Origin of the sequence: Actinophytocola xinjiangensis (assembly GCF_001921215.1) — a bacterium.
Taxonomy (GTDB): Bacteria; Actinomycetota; Actinomycetes; order Mycobacteriales; family Pseudonocardiaceae; genus Actinophytocola; species Actinophytocola xinjiangensis.
This window is the reverse complement of record NZ_MSIF01000039.1, coordinates 26,471-45,924: the sequence shown is the minus strand read 5'-3', so window position 1 is coordinate 45,924 and position 19,454 is coordinate 26,471. Positions and strand designations below refer to the sequence as shown.

18 protein-coding genes and 1 tRNA gene are annotated in these 19,454 nt (G+C 70.4%); 8 read left to right on the top strand and 11 right to left on the bottom strand.

Annotation, left to right across the window (positions count from 1 at the left end; all coding sequences use genetic code 11):
• Window positions 1-3: 3 nt before the first annotated feature.
• From BLA60_RS39620 to BLA60_RS44095, 6 genes are all read right to left on the bottom strand, one after another.
• A tRNA-Lys gene (locus BLA60_RS39620) sits at window positions 4-79 on the bottom strand.
• A gap of 62 nt (window positions 80-141) precedes the next feature.
• A complete protein-coding gene (locus BLA60_RS39615; RefSeq protein ID WP_075138239.1) occupies window positions 142-1,587 on the bottom strand; it encodes an FAD-binding protein in 1,446 nt (481 codons plus the stop codon).
• Between the two features lie 60 nt (window positions 1,588-1,647).
• The gene (locus BLA60_RS39610; RefSeq protein WP_075138238.1) at window positions 1,648-2,991 is read right to left on the bottom strand and encodes an NAD(P)/FAD-dependent oxidoreductase; all 1,344 of its coding nucleotides are present in this window, start codon (window positions 2,989-2,991) and stop codon (window positions 1,648-1,650) included.
• Window positions 2,992-3,010: 19 nt separating this feature from the next.
• Window positions 3,011-3,844 carry a ferredoxin gene (locus tag BLA60_RS39605; RefSeq protein ID WP_075138237.1) on the bottom strand — a complete coding sequence of 278 codons (834 nt, stop codon included), beginning with the start codon at window positions 3,842-3,844 and terminating at the stop codon, window positions 3,011-3,013.
• Window positions 3,841-4,575, bottom strand: coding sequence for a DUF4142 domain-containing protein (locus BLA60_RS39600; RefSeq protein WP_084736066.1), 735 nt, complete (start codon window positions 4,573-4,575; stop codon window positions 3,841-3,843). Before BLA60_RS39600 ends, BLA60_RS39605 begins: the two co-directional genes overlap by 4 nt.
• A gap of 19 nt (window positions 4,576-4,594) precedes the next feature.
• On the bottom strand, window positions 4,595-4,738 hold the full coding sequence (locus BLA60_RS44095) for a hypothetical protein (RefSeq protein WP_154814932.1): 144 nt from the start codon (window positions 4,736-4,738) through the stop codon (window positions 4,595-4,597).
• Window positions 4,739-4,859: 121 nt separating this feature from the next.
• Here BLA60_RS44095 and BLA60_RS39595 point away from each other — a divergent pair, with 121 nt between their 5' ends.
• The gene (locus BLA60_RS39595; RefSeq protein WP_075138236.1) at window positions 4,860-5,111 is read left to right on the top strand and encodes a hypothetical protein; all 252 of its coding nucleotides are present in this window, start codon (window positions 4,860-4,862) and stop codon (window positions 5,109-5,111) included.
• Here the strand turns inward: BLA60_RS39595 and BLA60_RS39590 are convergent.
• Entirely contained in the window at window positions 5,108-6,823 is a 1,716-nt protein-coding gene (locus tag BLA60_RS39590) for a tetratricopeptide repeat protein (protein WP_154814931.1), read from the bottom strand. The genes BLA60_RS39595 and BLA60_RS39590 overlap by 4 nt on opposite strands.
• 534 nt (window positions 6,824-7,357) lie before the next feature.
• On the bottom strand, window positions 7,358-9,526 hold the full coding sequence (helR, locus tag BLA60_RS39585; RefSeq protein WP_211289012.1) for an RNA polymerase recycling motor ATPase HelR: 2,169 nt from the start codon (window positions 9,524-9,526) through the stop codon (window positions 7,358-7,360).
• A 137-nt stretch (window positions 9,527-9,663) separates the two neighbouring features.
• Here helR and BLA60_RS39580 point away from each other — a divergent pair, with 137 nt between their 5' ends.
• The 3 genes from BLA60_RS39580 to BLA60_RS39570 all read left to right on the top strand — a co-directional run bounded on the left by BLA60_RS39580 (window position 9,664) and on the right by BLA60_RS39570 (window position 12,240).
• Window positions 9,664-10,479, top strand: a complete 816-nt coding sequence (locus BLA60_RS39580; RefSeq protein ID WP_075138235.1) for a hypothetical protein — start codon at window positions 9,664-9,666, stop codon at window positions 10,477-10,479.
• 54 nt (window positions 10,480-10,533) lie between these two features.
• The gene (locus BLA60_RS39575) at window positions 10,534-11,199 is read left to right on the top strand and encodes a carotenoid oxygenase family protein (protein WP_245812484.1); all 666 of its coding nucleotides are present in this window, start codon (window positions 10,534-10,536) and stop codon (window positions 11,197-11,199) included.
• Window positions 11,200-11,274: 75 nt separating this feature from the next.
• Window positions 11,275-12,240 (top strand): RNA polymerase subunit sigma-70, encoded by a 966-nt coding sequence (locus tag BLA60_RS39570; RefSeq protein WP_075138233.1) that lies wholly within the window; start codon window positions 11,275-11,277, stop codon window positions 12,238-12,240.
• Window positions 12,241-12,264: 24 nt separating this feature from the next.
• Here the strand turns inward: BLA60_RS39570 and BLA60_RS39565 are convergent, their stop codons facing one another.
• Window positions 12,265-12,834, bottom strand: a complete 570-nt coding sequence (locus BLA60_RS39565; protein WP_075138232.1) for a dihydrofolate reductase family protein — start codon at window positions 12,832-12,834, stop codon at window positions 12,265-12,267.
• 409 nt (window positions 12,835-13,243) lie between these two features.
• On the opposite strand from BLA60_RS39565, the gene BLA60_RS39550 reads away from it, so the two are divergent.
• On the top strand, window positions 13,244-13,453 hold the full coding sequence (locus BLA60_RS39550; protein WP_075138230.1) for a hypothetical protein: 210 nt from the start codon (window positions 13,244-13,246) through the stop codon (window positions 13,451-13,453).
• An 8-nt stretch (window positions 13,454-13,461) separates the two neighbouring features.
• On the opposite strand, the gene BLA60_RS39545 is transcribed toward BLA60_RS39550, so the two are convergent.
• Window positions 13,462-13,944, bottom strand: coding sequence for a hypothetical protein (locus BLA60_RS39545; protein WP_075138229.1), 483 nt, complete (start codon window positions 13,942-13,944; stop codon window positions 13,462-13,464).
• Window positions 13,945-14,095: 151 nt separating this feature from the next.
• Window positions 14,096-16,093: a DUF6541 family protein gene (locus BLA60_RS39540; protein ID WP_342744822.1), complete on the bottom strand. Its 1,998-nt coding sequence runs from the start codon at window positions 16,091-16,093 to the stop codon at window positions 14,096-14,098.
• A gap of 823 nt (window positions 16,094-16,916) precedes the next feature.
• Between BLA60_RS39540 and BLA60_RS39535 the strand changes: the two genes are divergently transcribed.
• From BLA60_RS39535 to BLA60_RS39525, 3 genes are read left to right on the top strand one after another with little or no spacing between them, the layout of a single operon-like run.
• A complete protein-coding gene (locus BLA60_RS39535; RefSeq protein ID WP_075138227.1) occupies window positions 16,917-17,627 on the top strand; it encodes a DUF3631 domain-containing protein in 711 nt (236 codons plus the stop codon).
• Entirely contained in the window at window positions 17,624-17,908 is a 285-nt protein-coding gene (locus BLA60_RS39530) for a helix-turn-helix domain-containing protein (protein WP_075138226.1), read from the top strand. Before BLA60_RS39535 ends, BLA60_RS39530 begins: the two co-directional genes overlap by 4 nt.
• Before the next feature lies 1 nt (window position 17,909).
• Complete coding sequence (locus BLA60_RS39525; protein ID WP_075138225.1) at window positions 17,910-19,232, top strand: tyrosine-type recombinase/integrase; 1,323 nt, start codon at window positions 17,910-17,912, stop codon at window positions 19,230-19,232.
• Window positions 19,233-19,454: the final 222 nt, after the last annotated feature.

Below are 19,454 nucleotides of genomic sequence, written 5' to 3'. Positions count from 1 at the left end.
GTGTGGTGGGCCGCCTGGGGCTCGAACCCAGAACCTACGGATTAAAAGTCCGCAGCTCTACCAATTGAGCTAACGGCCCGTGCTTGGCGACATGCTACCGAGGGGTCGGCGGCTCTGTCCGGTATGGGCATGTTCTGCCCGTCACGGGCGGCGGAAGATGCCCTGGCCCGGGGCCAGCACGTGACGCGGGTCGTAGGTCGCCTTGGCCAGGATGACCTGGGGGTATCGCGGGCCGTAGTGGGTTTTCCAGTCGGCGGGGGTGAGGGGGATGGCGCCGACGGGGTAGTGGGTGCCGCCGGCGGCTCGGGCCTTGTCGTAGAGGGCGCGGTTGGTGGCCAGCAGGCGGGTGACGTCCTGCTCGTTCGGGGGGTTGACGGCGCGGAGGATCGCCAGCAGGAAGATCACGTCGTCGTCGGGCAGGGTGACCAGGGGGCGGGTGAAGCGCGCGCGGAGGACGGGGTACAGCAGCACCACGCCGCCGGCGTCGGCCGGGGACAGGTCCGCCAGCACGTCCTGGACGTAGGCGTCCGCCGCCCGGTCGGGGACGAACACGTTGATCCACGGGCCGGGCAGGCGCAGACCCTTCAGCTGCTCCACCAGGTCGTAGATGCGGTTGAGCCACGCGAAGTACGGCAGGTCGGAGATCTCGGTGGCGACCGGGTTCAGGCCGGCGGTCATCGCCGCGTCATCGGGAACCGTCGGGGGTGTGTGGTAGACGACGCCTTCGAGCATGTACTGCCAGCCGTCCGCACCCGGGATGAGCTGGCCTTCGAGGTAGCTGAAGCGGCCGTCGGCCAGCGCCGTGCGTTGGGCGGCGGTCAGGGACGGCAGGTCCGGGTAGAACAGGTTGTAGACCCGCGCCGTGGTCTCGGCGGGGGTCAGCCGGACCGTGGCGCGGACGATGATCGCGTACTGGCCGAGGCCACCCAGGACCGAGCGGAACAGGGTCGGGCGGACGGTCGACGAGCAGCGCAGCAGCGTGCCGTCCCCCGTCACGACCTCCAGTTCCAGGGCGTTGTCGACCTGCATGCCGTGGTGGGAGCTGGCGCCGCCGATGCCGCCGACCGACAGGGTCCCGCCCACCGACAGGCCAAGGTAGTCGGTGTTCACCGGCGGGGTGAGGCCCTGGGCGATGGTCGCCTGGACCAGGTCCAGCCACTGGACGCCCGCGTCCACGACGGCACGGTCGGCGCCGATCTCGTGGATCGTCGCCAGGGTGCGGGAGTCGATCACGACGCCGCCGCCGGCCTGGGCCTGGCCGAACGTCGAGTGGCCCTGGCCGCGCATCGCGACCCGCACATCGACGGCGTTGGCGTAGCGCACGATCGTCACCACGTCACGCACCGAGCCGGGGCGCAGCACCGCGACCGGCCGGCGGTGCACCAGGTGGCCGTAGTCGTCGGCGGCCTCGGTCACCGACTCCTCGTCGACGACCAGTTCGCCGTCCAGGTTCGGCACGCGCGGCACGTCGGCCGACGCCTCGGCCGACGCCTCGGTGACCCAGCCGGCGCCCAGCGGGTCGAACGCCACCACCGCGGCCGCCGCCGTGCCGGTGAGAAACGCCCGCCGGCCCACCCTGGAGGACATCGCGCCACGCTCCTTCGTTCACTCGTCCGCGTGATCGCGAGGGATGCTACGCGCCGATGATCAGTACGCGGGAGCGAAGGCCGGTGGGCGGACCACCCGTTGCAGGTCACGCCGGGTCGGCAGCGAGTGGCGGCCGTTGGCCCTGGCCCGGTTCGGCGCGCGGCTGGCCAACGCCTGCGCCGGGATGGGCTCGGGGGCGACCCGCGTCGGCCGGTCGCCGGGCGCGGGGTTGTGCCGCAGCACGGTGTCGGTCCAGGTCACGACCGCGCCCGGGCTGTCGATGCCGATCACGCCCATCAGCCGGCCGTCGTCGACGTAGCCCACGACCGTGCCGTTGCCGCGCTCCGGCGTGCCGAGCGAGATCGTCTCGGTCCCCATCTTGGGCACGCCCGAGGCCATGATCCGGATGCCGAACTGCTCGGTCCAGAACCTCGGCATCGGGGTGAACGGGGTCGCCGCGGCCCGCCCGGCCAGCAGGTTCTCGGCCGCCGCGCGGCCCATCTCCACGGCGTTGAGCCAGTGTTCGAGCCGGCGGGGCTTGTCGGAGAAACGCAGGTTGGGCCACTGGGCGACGTCGCCGGCCGCGACCACGTCCTCCGCGCCGACGACGTGGCAGGTCGGTTCGCACACCACGCCGTCGTCCAGCGGCAGGCCCGAGCCGCGCAGCCAGGACGTGGCCGGGACGGTGCCGGCGACCACGATCGCGCACGAGGCCAGCAGGAACGTGCCGTCGGACAGGTGCATCTCGATCCCGTCCTGGCGCGGAACCCACTGGCGGACCGACGTCTCCAGCGCCAGGTCGACGTGGTGGTCGCGGTGCAGGTTCGTCATCCACTCGCCCAGCTGCGGGCCGAGCACGTTGCCCAGCAGGTTCGGGCTCCGGCCGATGATCGTCACCTCACGGTTGAGGTGGCGCATGCTGCAGGCGATCTCGCAGCCGGTGAACCCGCCGCCGACGATGGCGACCGGGCCCCGGCTGGCCGACACCGCGCGTTCGATGTCGATGGCGTCCTGCATCGTGCGCAGGCCGAGCACGCGCGGGTCGTGGTACGGCACGCCGGCGATGCGCCGCGCCTCCATGCCGGTGGCGATGATCAGGCCGTCGTACTCCAGGTCCTCGCCGCCGGGCAGCCGCACGGTGCGTTTCTGCGGCACGACGTACTGGACCTGCGTGTTCAGCCGCCACCGGGCACCGATCTCGCGGTAGGCGGGCAGCATCAGGTCGACCGGTTTCATCGCGCCGGTGAGCAGCTGCTTGGACAGCGCCGGGCGGTGGTAGGGCGGGGTCGCCTCGGCGCCGATGATGGTGAGTTCACCGGTGAACCCGAGTTCGCGCAGGCGTTCGGCCGCGCGAAGGCCGGCCAGTCCGGCACCGACCACGACCACTCGTTCCGGCCGACTCACGACAACGCCTCCTTGGCACTCACTTGCTACCCACTTCCTGCAGCTGGATGGCCCGCATGGGACACGCCCGGGCGGCCGCCTGCGCGCCGGCCCGGCTCTCGTCGTCCGGATCGCGGACGTAGCGCAACCGTCCGTCCTCCAGGAGGGTGAACAGTTCGGGTGACTCCATCTGGCAGAACCCGTAGCGCTTGCAGCGCTGGTTGTCGACGGCCACGCGGACCGTCCTGGCGACGCCGTTCTGCGACCCGGTCGGCTCCTGGACCGGTGACGCCGCCACCGGTGCCGCGCCGAGCAGGCCGGCGCGGATCAGCAGCCGAGGCGGCAGGACCCGCAACACCGTCAGCGTGACGACCGGCACCAGTGCGGTGAACCCGCCCAGCCACACCGTGGACAGGTGACCGTTCGCGATCGCCCCGAACCACGAGTGGGCGACGAGCATGACCACGGCCGGGTAGGCGAGTTGGTGGAACCGCAGCCAGCGCCGGTAGTTCACGAACCGTTTCAGGCCGACGCCGATGGCGATGGCGATCATCAGCTCCAGGCCGAGGATGCCCAGCGTGTGCCGGAACAGCCCGCTGAACGGCATCGCGATGCCGACGAACGACAGCCCCTGTTCACGCAACAGGAGGAACACGATCGCGTGAGTCAGCCCGGCGGCGATCGTGAACGACGCCAGGATCATGTGGCCGGACCGGATGGCCTGGTAGCCGGTGAGCCGGCGGATCCAGCCGGTGGCGGTGAAGATGCCCCAGCAGAGCGTGAAGCACATCAGCACGTAGGCGGCGCGGGCGGACAGGGCGGCGACCTCACGGACGCCGACGTCGTGGCCCGGCAGGGCGATGAAGGTCGTCACCGTTCCGCCGCCCCGTGCGAGCTGAACGTGCGGACCAGGCCGAGCGTGGCGCCGAGCGCGAGGACGCCGATGATGCCGGTGAGCGCGAGGTCGCCGCCGCCGAGCTGGTTCTCGGGGTTGTCCAGGGTTCGGGCGGAGGCCTCGGAGAACAGTCCGGTCGGCATGACGTGCCCGGTGCCCTCCAGGATCGTCATGTGCCTCATGACGATGTCGTTGGCCGCCTGGGCGAAGGTGCGGATCTCGTCGTTGCGGGTGCCGGCGCGGACCTCGGCGACCAGGCCGAAGACACTGCCGTGCGCGGCCCGCAGGCGGTTGGCGAAGACCCGGTCGAACTCGTCGCCGGAGGCCGCGGTGATCTCCTCCATCCACTGTTTCTGTTTGGACGTCGGTGAGCTCGGCAGGTCGACGCCGAACCGCTGGGCCATCTCCTCGATGTCGACGTTGAGCTTGGTGTGGTCGGCCGAGATGACCCGGCCGACCTCCTTCACCTTGTCCGAGTTCCCACGCTCCGCGGCGAGGTCACCCATCGGGATCTCCCACAGATTGGCGAATCGGATGGTGAACAGGAACTCCCGGTCACGAGCATCGAGTTCGGTGGATCCCGCTTGCTGTGCCTGTTGCTGTGCCTGTGCCTGTGGCTGCTCGGCGAGGGCGATCCAGGCGGCGGGGAACGCCGACAGCAGGACCGCGACCAGCCCGACAAGCACCGAGCGAATGACCGAGCGCCGCATCGTTGTTCTCAATTCGGTGTCAGTTCTGCCCGACAGTTCTGTCGACACTGCTGTCGACGCGGGGCAGCGAGCCGTACTCGCTGCCGTCGCCCTCACGCAGGTCGCAGGCACCGAGCAGGGCGACCATCACCGCGGCGACCAGCGCCAGTCCCAGGGATCTCATGCCGCGACTCCTTCCGCTTCGACGCCCCTATATACGGGGGCCGGCAGCCCGGCGTTCAACACCGATCAGGCAGCGGAAGTGATCCAGGTCACATACATCGGAGCCGTGTCATGATGCCGGCATGGGTAGCTACCAGGGCCAGGCCACACTCGTCCTCACCGACCGGACGACCATCGAGGGCCAGGCGACGATCCGCACCAGCAAGCGCCTGTGGGAGGGCACGATCGTCGTCGGCCAGGAGGACCTCGACCGCCTGCCCGAGCTGACCGCCATCGAACTGCCCACCGGCGAACGCCGCCAGATCACCGCGACGAGCACCGCCCAGGAATCCGACGGCGGCCCGTACACGGTGTCGTTCGCCAGCACCGACTAGGCCAGCGCGGCCCGCACCTGCGCGGCCTCGGGGTCGTCGAGGCGTTCCAGGATCTCCAGCGCCTGACGCCAGTGCTCCCGCGCGGCGTCCAGGTCGCCCCGCCGCCGCTCCAGCTCACCCATGGCCCGCAGCGTCTTGGCCTCACCGAGGTGGTTGTGCGTCTCCTGGCGCAGCGCCAACGCCTCGCGGAGGCGTTCGAGGCCGGCCTCAACCTGCCCCCGGTCGTGGTGGACCAGCCCCAGGGTGTGCATGGCCGACGCCATGCCGCGCTGGTTGCCGGTCGCGCGCTGCAGGTCCAGCGACCGCTCAGCGTGGTCGGCGGCCTCGTCCAGCCGACCGAGCCGGTACAGGACCTCGCCGAGCAGACCGAGTGTCGAGCCTTCGCCCCACTGGTCCCCGGCCTCGCGGCGAACCTCGAGCGCCTGCTGGAGGAAGGACAGCGCCGCGATGTGGTCCTGCCGCTCGTGGTGCAGGAAGCCGATGTCGAACAGCGCCCACCCCTCGGCCCACCGCACACCGACCTCGCGCCACAACGGCAGCGCCGCGGTCAGGCAGTCCATCGCCTCGTCGAACTGGCGCAGCTCCCGGTGGGCGAGGGACAGGCTGGTCAACATCCACGCCTCGCCGAAGCGGTCGCCGGCCCGGCGGCTGGCGCGCAGCCCGACCTGGTGGCTGACCAGCCAGTCGACCCGGGGCTTGCGGTGGGTGAAGTACGTGAGCAAGGCGCCCGGCATCCGCCAGGCGAGGTCACTCTCGCCGATCTCGTCGGCCTGCCGGATCGCGGCGACCAGGTTGGACCGCTCGGCCTCGCACCACTCCCAGGCCTGGTCGTAGTCGACGAACGACGGCGGCAGGCGGGTCGGCCGTTCGAGCGGGACCCGCTCGCGATAGGGCGACAGCGCCTTGTCGGCCGCCTCGGCGGCGTGCAGGTACCAGCTGAGCATTCGTCGGGTGGCATCGCGGCGCTCGTCCTGCGGCTCGTCCCGCTCCGCGCAGTCGGCGGCGTAGACGCGCAGCAGGTCGTGGAACCGGTAGCGGTCCCGGGACACCTCCTCGACCAGGTGCAGCCCGGCGAGGGTGTCGAGCTGTCGCCTGGCGACGGTGAGCCGACTGCCGGCCAGCGACGCGGCGACATCGGCGCTGATCTCGGTGCCCTGGTGCAGGCCGAGAAGGCGGAACATCCTGGCCGTGTCCGGTGGCAGCGCGCGGTAGGACCAGGAGAAGACGGCACGGACGGCCGTGGTCTCGTCGTCGTCGGCGGTGGACAGGGCGTCCAGTCGGTCCCGTTCGTCGGCGAGGTCGACGAGCAGGTCCGCGAGTGTCCACTGTGGATGGTTGAGGATCCGTTCGGCCGCGATCCGCAGCGCCAACGGCAGGTAACCGCACAGCGCGGCCAGTTCGGCGAGCGCGGCGGGCTCAGCGTCCACCCGCTCGGCACCGACAACCTCGCGCAGCAACTCGACGGCCTCGTCCCGAGACAACATGTCCAGGGTCACGCGGCTGGCCCCCTCCCTCGCGACGAGCCCCGACAACCTGCTGCGGCTGGTGACCAACACCAGGCAGGTCGACGAGCCGGGGAGCAGCGGACGGACGTCCTCGGTGCTGGCGACGTTGTCCAGCACGATCAGGACGCGCCGCTCCCTCAGGATCGAACGGTACAGCCCGGCCTGAGCGTCAAGAGTGGTCGGGATCCGCGAGGTCGGGACATCCATGGCACGCAGGAAACCGTCCAGCACCTCCGTCGGCGTGACCCGCGAACCGGAGTCGTAACCGTGCAGGTTGGCGAACAGGTCCCCCGTCGGGGAACCGCGCCCGAACCCGGTGCGCCCACCGCAGCGCGAGGGCGGTCTTGCCGACCCCGGCCGTCCCGGCCACCGCCGAGATGACCGCCGTCGCCCGCGCCTGCGGCCCGGTCAGCATCGTGTCCAACCGTGCCAGCAGCCCGGCCCGGCCGACGAAGGTGTCGACGTCTCCAGGAAGCTGGCGCGGAATCGGCCAGGTGGCGATCGGTCGGTGCCCGTTCACACGGCGGCTCCCCAGACACAACATCAGGCCAACGATCTCCGACACCCAGTCAACCCAAGGAAACGGTGAGCGATCACCGTGTTCACGCCACTGCACCCATCCGCCGCGGCGGGATACCCGGTTGGACCAGCCACGGGTAGCCCGTCCGCCACAGCCAGATCTCGAACAGGTGTTTGAATTGTCCACAGCCTTGTCCCCAGCTGTGGAAGAACGCGACCCCTTCAGCCGGCGGTGTCGACCAGTCCGGCCAGTACCGCCGGCAGCGGCCCCCGGTGCAGCACGCCCAGCCGCTGGGTCGCCCGGGTGAGCGCCACGTACAGCTCGGCCGCCCCGCGCGGCCCGTCGGCGAGGATCCGGTCCGGTTCGACGACCAGCACGGCGTCGAACTCCAGGCCCTTGGTCTCCGCGGCGGACACCGTGCCCGGCACACCGGGCGGCCCGATGACCACGCTCGTGCCCTCCCGCCCGGCCTCGGCCAGGACGAACTCCTCGATGGCGCCGGCCAGGTCGTCCACCTGCCTGGCCCACGGCGCCACCCCCGAGGCCCGCACCGACTCCGGCGGCCGCACCCCGGGCGCGAAGTCGGCCAGCACCGAGGCGGCGACCGCCATGATCTCGGCCGGCGTGCGGTAGTTGACGGTCAGCGGCCGGTACACCCACCGCCCCGGCACGTACGGCGCGAGCACCGTCTCCCACGAGCGCGCCCCGGCCGGCGCACGGCGCTGCGCGAGATCCCCGACGACGGTGAACGAACGGCCGGGGCAGCGGCGCATCAGCACCCGCCAGTCCATGTCGGACAGTTCCTGGGCCTCGTCGACCACCACGTGCCGGTAGGTCCAGTCCCGGTCGGCGGCGGCCCGCTCGGCCAGGTCCCGGGTGTCGACCTCGTCGAACCGCTCGGCCAGGTCCTCGGCGGCGAGCAGGTCGGTGGCGTACAGGTGGTCCTCGTCGTCCATGGAGTCGGCGCGGCCGGTCATGCCCTCCAGCACGCGGGAGGCGTACTCGGCCCGCGCCCGCCGCTCCCGCTCGGCGGCACCGTCGAGCGCGCTGACCGGCCCGAGCAGGTCCACCAGCTCGTCGAGCAGCGGAACGTCGGACACCGTCCAGGCGGTCCCGTCGGCCCGCGCGAGCCTCGGGTCACCGCCGGCCGCCGCGAGCCGCTCGGCCGACGCGAACAGCGAGCCGAGCAGCGTCTCGGGGGTGAGCAACGGCCACAGCTCGTCGATCGTCGCGCGGAACACGTCGTCCTCGTGCAGCTCCTTGACCAGCTCGCCCCGCACCCGCTCCCACGCCGGTTTGTCGTCCCTGGTCAGCCAGCCGCGCCCGATCCGGCCCAGTGCCCGCTCGGTCAGCACGTAGGTGATGATCTCGACGAACGTCGCCCGCGCCTCGTTGTGCGGCAGCCCGGTGGCCCGCGCCTCCTCCCGCGCCCACTCCACGGTCGCCGCGTCGATCCGCGACGGCGCCTCCCGCAGCCCGATCTCCACCGGTGTCTCCGGCACCCGCTGCCGCTGCGCGACCGCCGCCGCCAGCAGTTCCAGGATGTCGCGCGATCCCTTGAGCCGCGCCACGTCCTGCGGGTCCTCGGCGGTGACCCGCAGCCCCGGAACCAGTTCCCCCGGCGTCACGAACACGACGTCCGACTCGCCCAGCGACGGCAGCACCCGGCTGATGTGGTTGATGAAAGCCGGGTTGGGCCCGACGACGAGCACCCCGTGCCGTTCCATCCGCTCCCGCTGCGTGTACAGCAGATACGCCACCCGGTGCAGCGCGACCACGGTCTTCCCGGTCCCCGGCCCGCCCTCGATGACCACCACACCCCGGTGTTCGAGCCGGATGATCTCGTCCTGCTCGGCCTGGATGGTGGCGACGATGTCGCGCATCCCCTCGCCGCGCGGCGCGTTCACGGCGGCCAGCAACGCGGCGTCCTCGTCGCCCCGCCCGGCCTCGCCCGGCCGCCCGAACACCTCGTCGGTGAATTCGACAATGCGCCGTCCCCGGGTGATGAACTGACGCCGCTGGCGCATTCCCTCGGAATTGGCGCCGGTGGCCGTGTAGAAAGCGCGGGCGGCCGGCGCCCGCCAGTCGAGCAGAACCGGTTGGTAATCGTCGTCCTCGTCGAAAAGGCCGATCCGGCCGACGTAGAACCGTTCCCCCGACACGGCGTCCAGGCGCCCGAAACACAACCCGTGGTCGGCGACGTCCAGGCGCCGCACCTCCCTGGCCGTGGCGCGCACCAGGTCGTCGCGCTCCAGCGGCGTCCCCTCGAACCGCAGAGCACTCCTGAACCGGCCCTTCGCCAGGACCCGCTCGGCGTCGAGGCGCTCGTAGAGCCCGGCCACGTGGGCCTGCTCGGACCGCAGTTCCTGGTCATACCCCTGACTTGACACAAGCCCCTCACAACGTTTAATCTGGTTCCAGGTTCGGCGCGTTTCTCATTTCTTCGAGGAACACGCCGATTTTTTATTATCCACCCCGTGTCAAATGGCGGGGACCAGTCCCCGGCACCCGCCGCTACCGTGGCCGAATGTCCCAGGACGACACACCGCAGCGACGCAAGGCCGTGGTCCTCGCGCGGAAGGCGTCCACCGCCTGGGCCGACCACGAGGCGACCGGCTTCACCGGCCGGACCCAGGCGATCCGGTTCGTGCGGGCCGCCAACCGGGCCGAGACCGCGTTGCTGCGCGTCGCCCTCGACGACCTGGACGACCCCCGCCCCCGGCTCGCCTACGGCTACGTCAGCGGGCTCCGCTCGGCGGCCCTCGCGGCGGTCGCCAACCGGCTGATGGCGATGGGGTCGATCGGGGCGGCCCGGGGCGCGCTGTGGGCCTACGACCACCCCGTGCTCCACCAGTTCCTCCGGCCAGGGCTGTCGTCCTACACGGTGTTCGGCGAACTCGTGGACCGCCTCGAACCGCTGGTGGAGCAGCCGCCGGTGGAGACCGAGTTCACCTCCCAGGAGGGCACCGTCGGCCTGCTGACCTGGCCGTCCCGGTTCGTGGCCGCCGCGGACGCCCGTCTGGCGCTCGCCCACCGGCTGGCCTCGTTCCAGCCCCGGCCGCTCACCTCACCGGCCACGCCCCGCGGCCTCGACGCGTTCTTCCGGTCCCGGGGCGGGTTCTTCCGCACCAGCGAGAGCTTCGTGTGGGAATGCCAGGCCGAGTCCTGCCAGGGCGCCTCGTTCGAACAGGAGGCCGCCACCCTCACCCGGGAGGCGGTGCTGCTGCACGAACTCCTGGAGCACTACGGCGACGACACCCTGCCCTACGGCCCCGCCGCGACGGCCACCGCCCGCCGGCGCGCCAAGGAGATCACCGACCTGCTCCCCCTCGACTGGCACTAGCGCCCCGCCGCCCGCACGACCAGGGCCAGCTGAACCCGGCTGGTGGTCGCGGTCTTGCCGAAGATCGGCGTCCTGCCCCGCGCCGGTGGTCCGGTCCGCTGGTTCGAGGCCCCCCGGATCATGTACTCCCACACCCTCAACGCCTACGACCACGGCACGTCGATCATCGTGGACCTGACCACGTTCCCCGCCCCGTTCCATCCGGGCGGCCGCGGCTCGGGCGGCCCCGGCGCCACCGGCTCCCCGTCCCTTGACCGCTGGACCATCGACCTCACCCAGGCCCGACTCCACACCAGCCGCCTGGACGACCGCCCCCAGGAATACCCGCGCCTCAACGAATCCTTCGTCACCCGACGCCACCGCTACGGCTATTCGGCGGCGGCCGCCGACATGTTCCTGGCCTACGAGTCCATCAACGGAGTTCCCCCCGACCGCACCTTCACCAACGCCCTCATCAAGCACGACCTGCGCCGGGGAACGTCGGAAACCCACCACTTCCCCCGCGAGGCCGCGGCCAGCGAACCCGTCTTCGTCCCCACCGCCCACCCCACCACCGAGGACGACGGCTACGCGATCACCTACGTCCACAACCCCCACCGCGGCGCCTCCGACCTGGTCATCCTCTCCACCCAGGACTTCACCACCGAACCCCTCGCCAGAATCCACCTGCCCAACCCGGTCCCCCTCGGCTTCCACGGCAACTGGATCCCCGACGCCTGACGGGCGCCGATCAGAAACGCTCGGCCACGTCGTCAGTTCCGGTGACCCATGCACACCGGTGGAAGGACTGATGACATGACCGACGACTTCATCGCGGCGGTCCGCTCGGGCGACACGGCACGGTTCGCGCTCCTGACCGAGCGTCACCGGCGTGAGCTGCAGGTGCACTGCTACCGGATGCTCGCCAACGTCGAGGACGCCCAGGACATGACGCAGGAGACGTTCCTGCGGGCGTGGAACAAGCGCGAGTCGTTCCGGGGCCATGCCGCGCTGCGGACGTGGCTGTACCGGATCGCGACGAACGTGTGCCTCGACTTCCTGGACCGGCGCCGGGACCGCACGCCGTTGCCGTCCGGCTTCGAGGTGCCCTACCTGCAGCCCTACCCCGATTCGATGCTCCCCGAGGATCCGCAGGAGTCGGTGGTGGCGCGGGAGACGATCGAGTTGGCGTTCATCGTCGCCGTGCAGCATCTGCCGCCGAGGCAGCGGGCGGTGTTCGTTCTGCGCGACGTCCTCGGCTGGCCGGCGTCCAAGGCCGCGGACACCCTGGAGCTGACCGTCGCGTCGGTGACCAGCGCCCTGCAGCGGGCGCGCGTGACGATGCGCGCCCAACTGCCCGCCCCCCGCCTCGACTGGCGCACCCCCACCACCCACGAACTGTCGACCGACGAACGCGACGTGGTGAGGTCGTACCTCGACGCCCACGAACGCAACGACCTCACCACACTGACGTCCCTCCTACGCGACGACCTGCGCTTCGCGATGCTGCCCGACCCGGGCACCGTGATCACGACGGCCACCGACGCGGTGGACGGCTGGCGCTCCGGCGGGCTCTTCCGCCCCGGCCGCGACGACTGGCGCGGCATCGCCACGACGGTCAACCGCATGCCCGCCGCCGCGCTGTACCTGCGCACCGCCGGCGACCCCGGGTACCGGCGCTTCGCCATCGCGGCCCTGCACGTCGTCGACGGGAAGATCGCCGAGCTCACCGGCTTCGACGCCACCGACACACCATGGCTGGGCCTGCCCGCCACGCTGTGACCGGCCCGCTGGTGCCGGCGGGGCTCACCGCCTCGTCTCGTACCGGGTCAGGACCACGCCACCGGGGTACGTCCGCGTCTCCACGAGGTTCAGGTTCACCCAGCTGTCCAGCGCCGTGAAGAACGGTGTGCCGCCGCCCACCAGGACCGGGTGGGTGACCAGCACGTACTCGTCGATCAGGCCCGCCCGCGCGGCGGCCCCGGCGAGCGTGGCGCCGCCGATGGTCATCGGCCCGCCGCCCCGCGCCTTGAGCCGGGCGATCTCGGTGACCGCGTCGCCGGTGACCAGCCGGGTGTTCCAGTCGACCTTGTCGACCGTCGAGGAGAACACCACTTTGGGTGTGTCCCGCCAGTTCCGCGCGAACTCCATCTCGGCCGGGGTGGCGCCCGGCTGCTGGTCGCCGGTCGGCCAGAAGGCACTCATCGTCTCCCACAGGCGGCGCCCGTACAGCGTCAGTTCACTGGCCAGTTCCTGGTCCAGCCACCGCCCGAACAGCTCACCGCTCGGCGGCCCACTCCACCCGATGTCGACCCCGGTCGCGGCGATGTAGCCGTCCAGGGTCGCGTTCATGCCGAAGATCAGTTTCCGCTTCATGCCAGCCTCCTGTGCGTGGATCTGACCTGTACGGACGGGCGCGGCCCGAGAACCTGATCGCTGCGGTCCTCACACCCACTCACGAGCGCCGCGACGGTCCATGCTGTGCGGCCGTGCCTTCGCCGGACGACCATCTGCGCCTTCTGCGTGAACTCGTCGAACGGCAGGTACTGCCGCTGATCGACTGGTATCAGCGGAAGAAGCGCTGGCCTCGCCGTCTGCACAAGTCGGCGACCAGTGTCGTGATCGTTCTGGGAACGTTGATCCCGATCGCGTCGGCATGGTCGGCGTCGACACCGGCGCGGGTGTTCGTCGGAGCGGTAGGCGTGATCATCACCACGGTGACCAGCCTTGCCGTGTCTTGTGACTGGTACCGGCGCTGGCGGCTTTCACCGTCGCGCAGGCACAGTTGGAGACGCAGCTGGCGAAATGGGAGTTCGCCATGGCCCGCACCCAGATGGTTCCGGGGGACGAGGGTCGGGCGGAGGCCATCGCGGCCACGTCGGTGTTGCTGGAGGCCGCGGGCCACGCCCGCAACGAGGAAACCGAGGCGTTCTTCGAGAACCAGGACGCCAGGCCGGCCTCGACGAAGTCAGGGTTCGACGAACCGCCCGCTTGAGACAGCGCTCAGTCGCGTACCGCGCCCGGGGGCCAGACCACCGTCACCCGAACAGCCCGACCACGAGCGGCGGCCACGACATCGGCGGTTCCGCCATAGCCACGGGCCGGCTGCCCGTCCCACACGGCAAGCAGTTCGTCCACGCCGGCGAGCATGCGGAGACTGGCCTCCATGTGCGCTTCCGAGTCCGACTCGACATGGTCAAGTCGGGTGACCTCCGCCGCGGCGTCGATCAACGCGTCATAGGTGGCGTGGTGATCGGCGGGAAGGTCGTCGCGGTACCGGTGAGCGGGCACGATCACCTGCAACTCACCGCCTTGATCGAGGACGGCCCGTGCGAAAAGAGCGTCGGCGCCGTCGGCGAGGCAGCTCACCCCGACCACGGGACCGTTCTCTGCCCGTTCGGCGATCTCGTGCCGGAGGGCGGCGTCCACCAGGGCGGCGGTGTTCTCGCCGAGGCCCCGGTGGCCGGTGACGGCCAGGCGGATCACCGGCCTTCCCGTTCGCCCGCACCGAACGACGTCTGGCGATTCACGTCGTCAACGGTAACGGAATCCGAGTCCCGCCCCCGCTCTCGCCGCAGCCGACAACCGACCTCCTTTTGCCTCGTCGGGCCCGGCGCGCACCTCGACGGTCGGTCGGTCACGGGCGTGGTGGGAGGGCGTAGCTCGCCGACGGGCTCGCGCTGTCGCAGGCGGCGAGCCGGTAGAGCCGGCTCTGGCCGGCCGAGTCCACCAGCTCGAGTCCGGGGGTGAGTTCCGCGTCGGCGACGGCGTCGATACCGGAGTAGGTGCGCGGGCCCGAGCGGTCAGTCGGCTTGCCGATCAGCAGGTAGTCCACGCCGAGCTCGCGGGCCGCGCCGCACACCCTCGGGTCGGTGGCCACGCGGTCCAGGTGCGCGGCGAGGTAGGCCTGGTCGTCGCTGAGGGAGTTCAGGAAGTGCGGGTAGAGGACCGTGCGGTCGGCCAGCGCCCACAGCAGCACGCTGCCGTCGAACGGGTTGCCGGCGACCACCGCGTCCGGCGGGACGCGCTCGGCGACCCGGTCGAAGAAGGCCCGCATCTGGTCGGTCACCAGCTGGTCCTGCGGGAAACGCGGGTAGGTCACCCCCACCCGGTCGGTGCGGTCCTGCGCGTAGAGCTGGCCGGTGGCGCCGAGGAGGACCAGGACGAGCCCGACCGAGGCCGTGGTGGTGGACAGGGCGCGTGGCCGGGGCAGCGCGGCGGCCTTGTCGGCGAGGAACGTGGCGAGCACCAGGAGGCCGCCGACGGCCAGCGGGACGCCGGTGATCGGCAGCATGGCGGCCAGGCGGTGCGAGTCGTTGTACCAGTAGCCGATGAACTTCTGGGTGTCCGGCCGGGCGATCCCGGCGGCGAGCACGTACAGGAACCCGGTGGCGAGGTGGCCGAGAACGATCAGCCGCAGCGTCGGGTAGCGACGGTGGGCGGCGACGGCGCCAAGGATGACCACGGCCGAGAGCACCCACAGGGCCTCGTGCTGGTTGGTGGCGTTGAGCAGCACCTCGCCGGTCGCGTTCGCCGGGGTCTGGAACGCCTTCCAGCCCCAGGTGCGGGCGGTTTCCAGCGCCGGGGTGGTGGCCGCCCACCACCAGGCCAGGAGCAGCACGGCCAGGAACCCGGCGATCTCGGCGACCCCGCGCCAGGTCCGGCCCTGCCCACGCAGCCGGACGCCACGACGAACCAGGGCGGCGGCGACGAAGAACACCGCCAGCACGACCAGCGAGAACAGCACGTTCGGGTGGGCGAGTCCGGCCGCGCCGATCGCCACGAACAGCAGCAGCCACGCGCGGGGCACGCCGATCGCGTCGTCGCGGGCCCAACCGGTCAGCGTGACAACCACGGCGAGCGCGGCCGGCGCGATGGCCAGGCCGAGCAGGTTCGGCCAGAGGACACCCCACCCGAGCAGATCCCAGGGAAACGCGGGAAAGGCGACGCTGACCACCCCGGCGACCACCAGCGCCGCACGGTTGCGACCGAAGATCTGGCGGACCAGCAGCAGGCACGACACCGGCCAGACCACGACGGCGATGACCGCGACCAGCATGTTCGCCGTGACCGGGATGTCGGCGCCGGTCGTGCGCATCACGAGTGATCCGAGGTCGTGCCAGGCCGCCGGGTAGAACGCGGCGGGCAGGTCCGGGTTGCCGAGCGAGCTCAGGGTCAGCGACGACGCCTGGTGCGTGTCCCGGATGTAGGCGAGCGCGTTGTAGTGGAACGGCGTGTCGAAACGGTGCGAGAGCATGTCCGGGCTACCCATCGCCGCCATGATCGTCAACGCGCCGAGCCCGGCGACCGGAACAAGCCCGGCGAACGCCGCGACAGTCACCCCACGCGGATCAGCGCCAGCGGCGAAGAACGCCCGTTCTCGCCACCGGTACGCCGCAAGCCCCACCACCAACACCGCCACACCCCACACAACAAGCACAACGGTCACCGACCAGCCGACGCCGAACATCTCGGCACCGACAGCGGTCGCCCCAACCAGCCCGACACCGATCACCGGCGCCAAACCCCACGCCGCCAGACCCCGCAGACCCAACAGATAACCCAACGCAAGCCCCGGCCCAAACAGCCAGACCACAGCGACAAGCGCGATCGGTGAAGCGTCCACCCAGTCCATTGCAGATCCCCCAGTAACGGCACCGTGGTTCCCGCACCGTGCGGGTTCGCCACACCTATAAACACGCCTCGGAGCCAAGAAGGTTGCATGTTTGGGTACGCGTGCAACGTCACAGTGACCAGATATCGAAACCACGCAACCACCACGCCCAGCCAACATCTCCACTGGTCAGGCCATGCGGAGGCCGAAGGGTTTGAACCCTCGGACCCGCAAAGTCCCTTACACATCGTCGTCTTGACGGGAACTGGAACGCATCCGCACGTCGAACCGCTTACCGCAGCCTGACGAACGTTGGCGGGACAAGCCTATGACGCAGGCCGTTCGTTCACATCCGAGTGTTGGGCCGACATTCTCGTCGCCCTGTGGTAGTCGAACGTCGCCGAGGCCTTTCCTTTTCACAGCCGGATGCATCCGAACTATGACTGAATTCACCATCGATACCAGATTTAACAACGCTACATCCATCAGGGATGCCTGGTTCGAGAACATAATATTCTCCGGTACTACCTCGTCCGAAGAATCGTTCACGCCGGCTACGAACTGGTCGTCAACGACGACACCAGCGATGAGTTCACCGGCTTCGCCGCCGACTCCCACCTCCGCCCCCAACTGATAGGCGCCGCCGACAAGAACGGTCGCCCACTACTCCAGACCGCCACCAACCTGGCAGACCGGATGGACCACGTCCCTCGGTCCCCCCACCCCTACAGCCGCGCCGTGTCTGGCCGCATCGGAGCGCGCGCCGACACCGGCGTCCGCGCGTTCGGCGGTGACTGGTCACTCGTGCGACACGGGTTCGCCGAGGAAATGACCATCAAGGTCGATGAAGGTCGAACGCTTCCCCGTGTTCGCCCCGGTCGCCCTCGGCGGCATCGCCGGCAACATGCCCGCCACGATCACCACCCGCGCCATCACCATCCACATGCGACGCCGACGCTCGGACCAGACCGTCGAACAGTTCCGCCAGCGACGCGCCGAACGCGACGCCCGCCCGATCCGACAGGCGCTGTCCACCTGGATGGCGTCAGTCGCCGACCAGGTCGCCGAGGCCGCGCCAGGCCTGCCCGCAGGCGTGGTCGACCGGCCGGCCGAGATCTGGGAACCGCTGGTGGCCATCGCCGACGCGGCGGGCGGCGGCTGGCCGGAACGGGCGCGTCAGGCCTGCGCCCACTTCGTGCTCAGGTCCGCCCAGCCGGTCACCAACGGAGTCCGTCTGCTCGCCGACCTGCGCACCATCTACGACCGCCACCACGCCACCCGCCTGCCCACCAAGGCGCTGCTCGCCGACCTGACCGAACTGGACGACGCCCCGTGGGCCGACCTCGACGGCCGAGGCAAGCAGCTCGACGGCCGCCGCCTGGCCGCCGAACTGGCCCGCTACGGCATCGCGCCCATCGCCTTCAAGGACGACACCGACACCACCGTGAAGGGCTACGTCACCTACGCCACCACCCAGACCAAGTCCCAGAAAGCCCAGGTCGGACTGGCCGACGCCTGGGACCGCTACCTGTCGGCCGCCGAGGGGGACGCATGACCGCCGCACACCCGGACGTCGCCGCACTGCTCGCCCAGGTCGTGCAGTTGCTCGCCTCGCACTCGCACGAGCCGGCCACCGTCCCGCAACCCCGCGAGCCGACGCCCGCCAGCGTCATGTTGACCGTCGAGGAAGCCGCCGAACGACTCCGCATCGGACGGACCACGGCCTGGAACCTCGTGAAGTCCGGCGAACTCCGCTCGGTGTCGATCGGCCGACTTCGCCGCGTCCCGGCCGCCGAGGTGCAGTCCTACGCCGACCAGCTGATGAGGGGCAACTGACATGGCACGCCGGAAGAGGACGAGAACCGCGAACGGCCGCTCCACGATCTACCTCGGCGCGGACGGCTGCTGGCACGGCCGCGTCACCATGGGCATCAAGGACAACGGCAAGCCCGACCGCCGCCACATCAAACGCAAGGGCGACGGCGCCTACGACGCCGTGGTGGAAGCCGTCCAACAACTGGAGAACCAACGCAAGGAAGGCGTCCAGCCCACTCCCCGCGACAAGTCCCAAACCGTTGCGGAATGGCTGACGTACTGGCTCGAAGAAATCGCCCGACCACACATCCGCTACAAGACGTACGAGGGCTACGAGAACGACATCCGAAAACACCTCGTCCCGCACATCGGCGCACACAAGATGGCGCGAATCCAGCACGAACCCGAACGGTTCGAGAAGATCTACTCCCAGCTCGCGAAAGCGGGACTGGGCCAGTACACGCGCAACCACGTCCACATCACCGCACGCGCCGCGTTCCGCGAGGCCAAGAAGCGGAAGGTCATCACCGAGAACCCGTTCGAGATCGTGAAAGCGCCCAGGGTCGAGGAAGAAGAAGTGGATCCCTACGAGGTCGAGGAGGTCCGGGACATCCTCGAAGCCGCCCTCCAGCGGCGCAACGGGGCGCGGTTCGTGCTGGCGCTGGCCATCGGCACCCGCAAGGGAGAGTCGATCGCGTTCCGCTGGTCGTGGCTGAACAAGAAGACGAAGGTGCTGCGAGTGCGCAGGCAGCGGCAACGCCACACCTACGAACACGGTTGCGCCGACCCGGCCGCCTGCGTGTCCACGCGACACAAGATCAAGCCCTGCCGCCAGCCGTGCCGGTCCCACAAGAGGAAGTGCCCACCGCCGTGCCGGCCCGGCTGCGTCAAGCACGCCATGCACTGCCCGGAGCGCATCGGCGGCATGGTCGACGTCGACGTGAAGTCCCAAGCCGGCCGACGCGGCGTCCGACTCCCCGACCAACTCTTCGACCTCCTCATGGACCACGAGAAAACCCAAGCCGCCGAACGCGAACTCGCCGGAGACGCGTGGATAGAGAACGACTTCATGTTCACCCAGCCGAACGGCAAACCCATCGACCCACGCTCCGACCACAACGAATGGAAAGCACTCCTCACCGCCGCCGGCGTCCGAGACGCCCGCCTCCACGACGCCCGCCACACAGCCGCGACCGTCCTCCTCATCCTCGGCGTACCACTCCCCGTCGTCATGGAAATCATGGGCTGGTCCAACGCGAAGGTCGCCAAGCGCTACCTACACGTCATCAGCACAATCCAGGTGAACGTCGCCGCACAACTCAACACCCTTTTATGGGGCCACTGAACAACTCCGGCGGCTAAGGCGCCCTCGAAGTCGCGACACCCGTATTTGGCTCGTCTAATGGAAAGCTGCGCCGGTCCTGCTGGGCCGGCGCAGCGTCGCGATGCTGCCGCCCCCGCCCTTGCTCTCGCGTGTGTTGCGATCCTCGCCGGTCCCGGAGGGCCGGCGCAGCCCCTGGCTTCACCGTCAGCGGCTGCGGCCAAGGCGATGTTGCGATCCTCGCTG

Coding starts and splice junctions, on each gene's coding strand:
- BLA60_RS39595 (WP_075138236.1), top strand. CDS start 4,860: ATGGGTAGCTACCAGGGCCAGGCCACACTCGTCCTCACCGACCGGACG.
- BLA60_RS39540 (WP_342744822.1), bottom strand. CDS start 16,093: ATGGACTGGGTGGACGCTTCACCGATCGCGCTTGTCGCTGTGGTCTGG.
- BLA60_RS39600 (WP_084736066.1), bottom strand. CDS start 4,575: ATGCGGCGCTCGGTCATTCGCTCGGTGCTTGTCGGGCTGGTCGCGGTC.
- BLA60_RS39590 (WP_154814931.1), bottom strand. CDS start 6,823: ATGGATGTCCCGACCTCGCGGATCCCGACCACTCTTGACGCTCAGGCC.
- BLA60_RS39615 (WP_075138239.1), bottom strand. CDS start 1,587: ATGTCCTCCAGGGTGGGCCGGCGGGCGTTTCTCACCGGCACGGCGGCG.
- BLA60_RS39565 (WP_075138232.1), bottom strand. CDS start 12,834: ATGAAGCGGAAACTGATCTTCGGCATGAACGCGACCCTGGACGGCTAC.
- BLA60_RS39580 (WP_075138235.1), top strand. CDS start 9,664: ATGTCCCAGGACGACACACCGCAGCGACGCAAGGCCGTGGTCCTCGCG.
- BLA60_RS39535 (WP_075138227.1), top strand. CDS start 16,917: ATGAAGGTCGAACGCTTCCCCGTGTTCGCCCCGGTCGCCCTCGGCGGC.
- BLA60_RS39530 (WP_075138226.1), top strand. CDS start 17,624: ATGACCGCCGCACACCCGGACGTCGCCGCACTGCTCGCCCAGGTCGTG.
- BLA60_RS44095 (WP_154814932.1), bottom strand. CDS start 4,738: ATGAGATCCCTGGGACTGGCGCTGGTCGCCGCGGTGATGGTCGCCCTG.
- BLA60_RS39525 (WP_075138225.1), top strand. CDS start 17,910: ATGGCACGCCGGAAGAGGACGAGAACCGCGAACGGCCGCTCCACGATC.
- BLA60_RS39570 (WP_075138233.1), top strand. CDS start 11,275: ATGACCGACGACTTCATCGCGGCGGTCCGCTCGGGCGACACGGCACGG.